The organism is Rahnella perminowiae, assembly GCF_019049755.1.
Lineage (GTDB): Bacteria > Pseudomonadota > Gammaproteobacteria > Enterobacterales > Enterobacteriaceae > Rahnella > Rahnella perminowiae.
Map to the genome: position 1 here is coordinate 39144 of NZ_JAFMOS010000637.1, position 7513 is coordinate 46656.

4 protein-coding genes are annotated in these 7513 nt (G+C 52.1%); 2 read left to right on the top strand and 2 right to left on the bottom strand.

Annotated elements, in window-relative coordinates:
- Window positions 1–283: 283 nt before the first annotated feature.
- Window positions 284–2278 (bottom strand): transketolase, encoded by a 1995-nt coding sequence (tkt, locus tag J1785_RS24355; protein ID WP_217157689.1) that lies wholly within the window; start codon window positions 2276–2278, stop codon window positions 284–286.
- Between the two features lie 248 nt (window positions 2279–2526).
- Between tkt and loiP the strand changes: the two genes are divergently transcribed.
- The gene (gene loiP / locus J1785_RS24360) at window positions 2527–3279 is read left to right on the top strand and encodes a metalloprotease LoiP (protein WP_129953024.1); all 753 of its coding nucleotides are present in this window, start codon (window positions 2527–2529) and stop codon (window positions 3277–3279) included.
- A gap of 192 nt (window positions 3280–3471) precedes the next feature.
- Here the strand turns inward: loiP and speA are convergent, their stop codons facing one another.
- Window positions 3472–5451 carry a biosynthetic arginine decarboxylase gene (gene speA / locus J1785_RS24365; RefSeq protein WP_129953025.1) on the bottom strand — a complete coding sequence of 660 codons (1980 nt, stop codon included), beginning with the start codon at window positions 5449–5451 and terminating at the stop codon, window positions 3472–3474.
- Between the two features lie 878 nt (window positions 5452–6329).
- On the opposite strand from speA, the gene metK reads away from it, so the two are divergent.
- On the top strand, window positions 6330–7481 hold the full coding sequence (gene metK, locus J1785_RS24370; protein ID WP_129953026.1) for a methionine adenosyltransferase: 1152 nt from the start codon (window positions 6330–6332) through the stop codon (window positions 7479–7481).
- Window positions 7482–7513: the final 32 nt, after the last annotated feature.

Consider the following 7513-nt stretch of genomic DNA (forward strand, 5'->3'; position numbering starts at 1 on the left):
ATAATTCGTAGAAGAAGGCCGCATTAATCGCTCCGATTGCTGAAAAAAACACCAGCCAATTCGGTGTATTCACAGTGATTTTACTTTTTCATCACCTTTTCGACAGTGATTTCCCTCATAAACCGACGGATTGAAACCGTTCCGGCATGCAGGCAGTGTAACCGAGCCCGCCTCGGAACGGTTTGACCTGTGTCATTTCGCGCGAAACTGAGAACGGGTACCGGAAAATACAGGCGAAAAAAAAGCACCCGAAGGTGCTTTTAACGGCATAAGAAATGCGGAGTTACTTCAGTAACGCCTGTGCCTGAGCAACAACGTTATCAACAGTGAAACCGAACTCTTTGAACAACAACTCTGCCGGAGCAGATTCGCCGAAGCTATGCATACCGACGATTGCACCGTTCAGGCCGACGTATTTGAACCAGTAATCAGCGATACCGGCTTCAACCGCAACACGGGCAGAAACGGCTTTCGGCAAGACCGATTCACGGTAAGCGGCGTCTTGTTTGTCGAAGGCATCCGTAGACGGCATGGAAACCACACGCACTTTGGTGCCCGCAGCAGCCAGTTTGTCAGCCGCTTCAACAGTGATACCCACTTCAGAACCGGTGGCAATCAGGATCACGTCCGGCGTACCGTCGCAATCTTTCAGCACGTAACCCCCGCGCGCCACGTTGGCCAGTTGTTCAGGCGTACGTGGTTGCTGGGTCAGGTTCTGACGGGAGAAAATCAGGGTAACCGGGCCGTCGTTACGCTCAATCGCGTATTTCCATGCCACAGCAGATTCAACCTGATCCGCAGGACGCCAGGTGCTCATGTTTGGCGTAACGCGCAGGCTGGCAATTTGCTCAACCGGCTGGTGCGTCGGGCCGTCTTCGCCCAGACCGATGGAGTCATGGGTGTACACGAAAACGTTGCGGATTTTCATCAGTGCCGCCATACGCACCGCGTTACGCGCGTATTCCACAAACATCAGGAAAGTCGCAGAATACGGCAGGAAACCGCCATGCAGCGCGATACCGTTGGTGATTGCTGTCATACCGAATTCACGCACGCCATAATGGATGTAGTTACCCGCCTGATCGTCGCCGATAGACTTCGAACCAGACCACATGGTCAGGTTGCTGGGTGCCAGGTCAGCAGAGCCGCCCAGGAACTCAGGCAACACTTTACCAAAAGCTTCCAGCGCATTCTGGGAGGCTTTACGGCTGGCGATGTTTGCAGGGTTAGCCTGCAGCTGTTCGATGAATTTCTGTGCTTCAGTTTCCCAGTTTGCTGGCAGCTCGCCGTTCACACGACGTTTGAACTCTTTTGCCAGCTCAGGATAGGCTTTCGCATAGGCATCAAACTTGTCGTTCCACGCGGCTTCTTTGGCTTTACCGGCTTCTTTCGCATCCCACTGCGCATAGATATCTTGCGGGATTTCAAAGGCGGCATATTTCCAGCCCAGCGCTTCACGGGTAGCGGCTACTTCAGCTGCGCCCAGTGCGGCACCATGTACATCGTGAGTACCGGCTTTGTTCGGCGAACCGAAACCGATCACGGTTTTACACATCAGCAGGGAAGGTTTGTCGGTAACTTTATGCGCTTCTTCAATGGCCGCTTTGATGGCGTCAGGATTATGACCATCAACACCACGTACCACGTGCCAGCCGTAAGCTTCGAAACGTGCCGCGGTATCGTCGGTGAACCAGCCTTCTACGTGACCATCAATAGAGATACCGTTGTCATCATAAAACGCGGTCAGTTTGCCGAGTTTCATGGTACCGGCCAGTGAACACACTTCGTGAGAAATGCCTTCCATCATGCAGCCGTCGCCCAGAAACGCATAGGTCTGGTGATCGACAATGTCATGGCCTGGTTTGTTGAACTGTGCTGCCAGCGTACGTTCTGCAATAGCGAAACCGACGGCATTCGCGATGCCCTGTCCCAGCGGACCGGTGGTGGTTTCAACGCCAGGCGTATAACCGTATTCCGGATGGCCCGGGGTTTTAGAGTGCAGCTGACGGAAATTAGCCAGTTCGCTCATCGGCAGATCATAGCCGGTGAGATGCAGCAGGCTGTAAATCAGCATAGAACCATGACCATTGGACAGCACGAAACGGTCACGGTCCGCCCAGTGCGGGTTAGTCGGGTTATGATTAAGGTAATCGCGCCACAGCACTTCGGCAATGTCTGCCATGCCCATAGGGGCACCAGGGTGGCCGGAATTCGCTTTCTGCACGGCATCCATACTAAGTGCGCGAATAGCGTTCGCAAGCTCTTTACGAGAGGACATGTTCTACTCCAGGTCGGATTAAAAAAGCAGTCAAGAAAGTCATTTTCTCAGACTCGGCATTAAAACGGCAATCTCTAATCACTCTCGTGATTAAGTTCACAAAATCCGCTTTTAAATCAGTGCGTTTTTTCGGACTTACACTATAGATCGTGCACTGCCAAAAACCTATCTTAACGCTATCCTTACAGTCAGAGCCTTTTTCAGGCTGTATTCGCTGTTTTGTTAACTTTCTCCGGGAACCCAAATTGATGAAATTTCACCCTGTTATGTTGAGCCTTTTTGCCGCATCGCTGGTCAGTGGCTGCGCTAATGTCAATACCGATACCTTAATGCAGTCCGGCGCGCAGGCTTATCAGGCCTATACGCTGAGTGACGCCGACGTTAAAACACTGAGCGTACAATCCTGCGAGGAGATGGATAAAAAGGCACAAATTGCTCCCGACAGCAGTGAATACGCACAACGCCTGAAAAAAATCTCGGCGGCACTGGGTGATAACATTAATGGCACCCCTGCCAACTATAAGGTTTACCTGACCAAAGACGTCAACGCCTGGGCGATGGCGAACGGCTGCATCCGTGTTTACAGCGGCCTGATGGATATGATGAATGACAATGAAGTGGAAGGCGTTCTCGGTCATGAAATGGGTCACGTCGCGCTCGGTCACACCCGCAAAGCCATGCAGGTCGCTTACAGCGCTACCGCAGCACGCTCTGCAATTTCTTCGCTTGGTGGCGTCAGCGCCACCTTGTCGCAGTCACAACTGGCGGACCTGGGCGAGAAATATGTTAACGCACAGTTCTCCCAGAAGCAGGAATCCGAAGCGGACGATTATTCTTTCGATCTGCTGAAAAAACGGGGTATTGATCCGACAGGTCTGGCGACCAGTTTTGAGAAGCTGGCCAAACTGGATCAGGGGAGCAGTATCGGCTGGTTTGACGATCACCCGTCTTCAGAGGCACGTGCGAAACATATACGTGAACGTATCGCTGCCGGAAAATAACCCCATTAAGGCGCAAAATGTTGCGCCTTTCACTTTCATTTCGCACAACAATGATTTCTGCTTCATGGTTAATAAAGCAACAATTTTACCTATCAATATAAAATACGTTCACGAAATAAGTAACGAAAGCAGGACGTAAAAACGCCCGGACAAGCCGGGCGTTGAGGCGCAGAGAATAAAAGAACCGGACTTTTATTCGTCTTCCAGATAGGTATAACCGTATAAACCGGCTTCGAACTCTTCGACAAACTGGGCCTGCAATTCGGCATCCAAATCTGTTTCTTTCACCTGATCGCGGAAGCGGGAAAGCAATACGTTAGGATCCAATTGCACGTATTCCAGCATGTCCGCAACCGTATCGCCTTCATCTGACTGCTGCACTTCAATGCTGCCGTCAGGGAAGACAAACACATCCACCGCAGCAGTGTCGCCGAACAGGTTATGCATGTTGCCGAGAATTTCCTGATACGCACCGACCATAAAGAAACCCAGCACCGGCGGATTCTCAGGGTCATACGGCGGCATTGGCATGGTGGTCGCGACGCCGTCACCGTCGATATAGTGATCGATAGTACCGTCGGAGTCACAGGTGATGTCCAGCAGTACCGCACGGCCTACAGGCGGTTTATCCAGACCTTCCAGCGGCAGAACCGGGAACAACTGATCGATACCCCATGCATCCGGCATCGACTGGAACAGCGAGAAGTTGACGTACAGTTTGTCCGCCATACGTTCCTGCAATTCGTCAATAATCGGGCGGTGAGCACGGTTACTCGGATCCAGCTGATCCTGAATTTTATTACAGATATTCAGGTAGATATCTTCCGCCCAGGCACGCTGCGTCAGATCCAAAATTCCGTGCGCATATTGTGAATGGACATCGTGCAGGTCCATCTGGCTGTCGTGCAGCCATTCACGAAGCGAGCGCCGGTTTTCCGGATCGTGCATTTCGTTCCAGGTATCCCACATGCTGCCCAGCGCACGCGGTGCATCCGGTTCAGGTGCCGCCGGCTCTTTAAACTCATTGCGCTCAACACCAATGACATTCGACACCAGCACAGTATGGTGCGCGGTCACGGCACGACCAGACTCAGTGATCACCGTCGGATGCGGCAGACCATGTTCGTTACAGGCGTCGCCGATCCCCCAGATAACGTTATTGGCATATTCATTCAGGCCATAGTTCACCGAGCAATCAGACTGTGAACGGGTTCCTTCGTAATCCACACCCAGGCCACCGCCCACGTCGAAGCACTGAATATTAACGCCCAGTTTGTGCAGTTCTACGTAGAAACGCGCGGATTCACGTACACCGGTCGAGATGTCACGAATATTCGCCAGCTGTGAACCCAGGTGGAAATGCAGCAGTTGCAGGCTTTCCAGACGCCCTGCCTCACGCAACATTTCGACCAGTTGCAGAACCTGAGAGGCTGCCAGGCCAAACTTAGATTTCTCGCCACCGCTGGACTGCCATTTACCGGAGCCCTGTGAGGACAGACGCGCACGCACGCCCAGACGCGGAACAACGTTCAGGCGTTCAGCTTCTTCCAGCACCAGTTTAATCTCAGTCATCTTCTCGATAACCAGATAAACCTTGTGCCCGAGTTTCTCGCCGATCAGGGCCAGACGGATGTATTCACGGTCTTTATAACCGTTACAGACGATCACGGAACGGGTCATCCCGGCGTGCGCCAGCACGGCCATCAGCTCAGCTTTTGAGCCGGCTTCCAGACCCAGCGGTTCACCCGATTCCACCAGCGATTCAATGACACGGCGGTGCTGGTTGACCTTAATCGGGTACACCAGGAAGTAGTCACCCTCGTAGCCAAAAGATTCACGCGCACGTTTAAAGGCGGCGTTAATCGAACGCAGACGGTGCTGTAGAATTTGTGGGAAACAGAACAATGCCGGCAGACGCTGACCGTCCTGTTCCCGCATGTCTTTTACCAGTTGTGCCAGATCGACACGGGCAGAAGGCTCGTCTGGATCCGGGCAAACACTGATGTGGCCCAGTTCATTGACGTCATAATAATTGTTACCCCAATAGGCAACGTTGTAAGTGCGCAGCATCTTGCTGGCATCACGATCGTTCACGGCAACCTCCTGCATGGAGCGCAAAAAAACAGTATCGTCCGAATGTGGCGGACGGTGGGACTGGATGTCATCAGACATAGGTAAATCCTCTTTCTATACTGACAACATGGCCAGCCACTATCGCAGTAACAACAGGTGAGAACAACCCGCAAGCCTGGCTTTCAGACAGGATAAAACCCTGTGTGCCGCAGCCATAGGACTGTTTTCTACTCATATCATTGTAAAACACGTTTTTAGACTCCGTGTAACGAGTCGGGAGAAATCAGGGACGGATGCCCCGGGAGATCGCAGGCTACATCAGTTATATGTCGGAAGTGCGATGTACACACAGCCGGGTTTACTGAGCAGCGTACAGATGTCGGCGGCTGACCTGTCTATAGTCAGACTGTCTGTAACATCGAAGAGATAACAGACGTTTTGCTAACAGAAATGCTGAGGAGAATGCTGCAGGGCGCAATGAAGGCTGCAGGGGATGCTGTTGAAATGTTACAAGCGGTAAAAAGTGGGTCATTAAACTAACCACCTCCACACGTGCCACGCATCACCCGCGGGCATTCGAGCTGAGAAAACAGTAATTACTGGAATACGCTGCATCTGCAGGGCCTGCAGAAATATGCATAGCGCGCGCCGTTTATACCGGCAACCCGCTGTAATTGCAAAATGAAAATGTGGTGTAAATAGTTTCAGGCCGTGAATATCACTGCAAACCCGCACAATAACACCCACTCTGTCACAAAAATGACTGGCATTCGGGACACCTGCTATCCTAAAATAGCCATCCAGATGTTAATCCGTCCACACGCATGGGTGGTTTAACGCGCAAACTGCTTCAAGGCTTTGCCTAATGGGGACATGCAGGACGCATTGCGACAATGGCGAGCTCCGCTCCTCATCTGCCCGTCACCCCAGTGCTATGCAGTGATATCTAACCCGTCGTATGTAAGGTAAAGAACATAATGGCTAAACACCTCTTCACGTCCGAATCCGTTTCGGAAGGACATCCAGATAAAATTGCTGACCAGATTTCCGATGCCGTACTGGACGCAATTTTAGAGCAAGACCCAAAAGCACGTGTTGCATGTGAAACTTATGTCAAAACCGGCATGGTCCTGGTTGGCGGTGAAATCACCACCAGCGCATGGGTCGACGTTGAAGAAATCACACGTCAGACTGTTCGCGAAATTGGCTATATCCATTCTGACATGGGTTTCGATGCCAATTCCTGTGCAGTGCTGAGCGCTATCGGTAAGCAATCTCCGGATATCAATCAGGGCGTTGACCGTACTGATCCGCTGGAACAAGGCGCGGGTGACCAGGGGCTGATGTTTGGTTATGCAACCAACGAAACCAGCGTACTGATGCCAGCACCTATTACGTATGCACACCGTCTGGTGCAGCGTCAGGCTGAAGTGCGTAAATCAGGCACGTTGCCGTGGCTGCGCCCTGATGCCAAAAGCCAGGTCACTTTTCAGTATGACGAAGGCAAAATCGTCGGCATCGATGCGGTCGTACTGTCTACCCAGCATTCAGAAGACATCTCGCTGAAAGATTTGCAGGAAGCGGTGATGGAAGAAATCATCAAACCTGTGTTGCCAGCAGAATGGCTGAACGCCGGTACCAAATATCATATTAACCCGACCGGCCGTTTCGTTATCGGCGGCCCGATGGGTGACTGCGGTCTGACCGGTCGTAAAATTATCGTGGATACTTACGGCGGCATGGCCCGTCACGGTGGTGGTGCGTTCTCCGGTAAAGATCCGTCGAAAGTTGACCGTTCAGCGGCTTACGCAGCACGTTATGTGGCAAAAAACATCGTGGCTGCTGGTCTGGCTGACCGTTGTGAAATTCAGGTGTCCTACGCGATTGGCGTGGCGGAACCGACTTCCATCATGGTGGAAACCTTCGGCACCGGTAAAGTTTCCAATGAACAACTGACCCTGCTGGTACGCGAGTTCTTCGACCTGCGCCCATACGGTTTGATCCAGATGATGGATCTGTTACACCCAATCTACAAAGAAACCGCAGCCTACGGTCACTTTGGCCGTGAGCATTTCCCTTGGGAAAAAACCGACAAGGCCGCTCAGTTGCGCGAAGCCGCTGGTTTATAAGAAACCCGGGCGTCATAAAATCTCTTCAACCC

What these genes read in the sequence shown, in the direction of transcription:
- tkt (WP_217157689.1), bottom strand. Translation starts at nt 2,278, where the DNA reads ATGTCCTCTCGTAAAGAGCTTGCGAACGCTATTCGCGCACTTAGTATG.
- metK (WP_129953026.1), top strand. Translation starts at nt 6,330, where the DNA reads ATGGCTAAACACCTCTTCACGTCCGAATCCGTTTCGGAAGGACATCCA.
- speA (WP_129953025.1), bottom strand. Translation starts at nt 5,451, where the DNA reads ATGTCTGATGACATCCAGTCCCACCGTCCGCCACATTCGGACGATACT.
- loiP (WP_129953024.1), top strand. Translation starts at nt 2,527, where the DNA reads ATGAAATTTCACCCTGTTATGTTGAGCCTTTTTGCCGCATCGCTGGTC.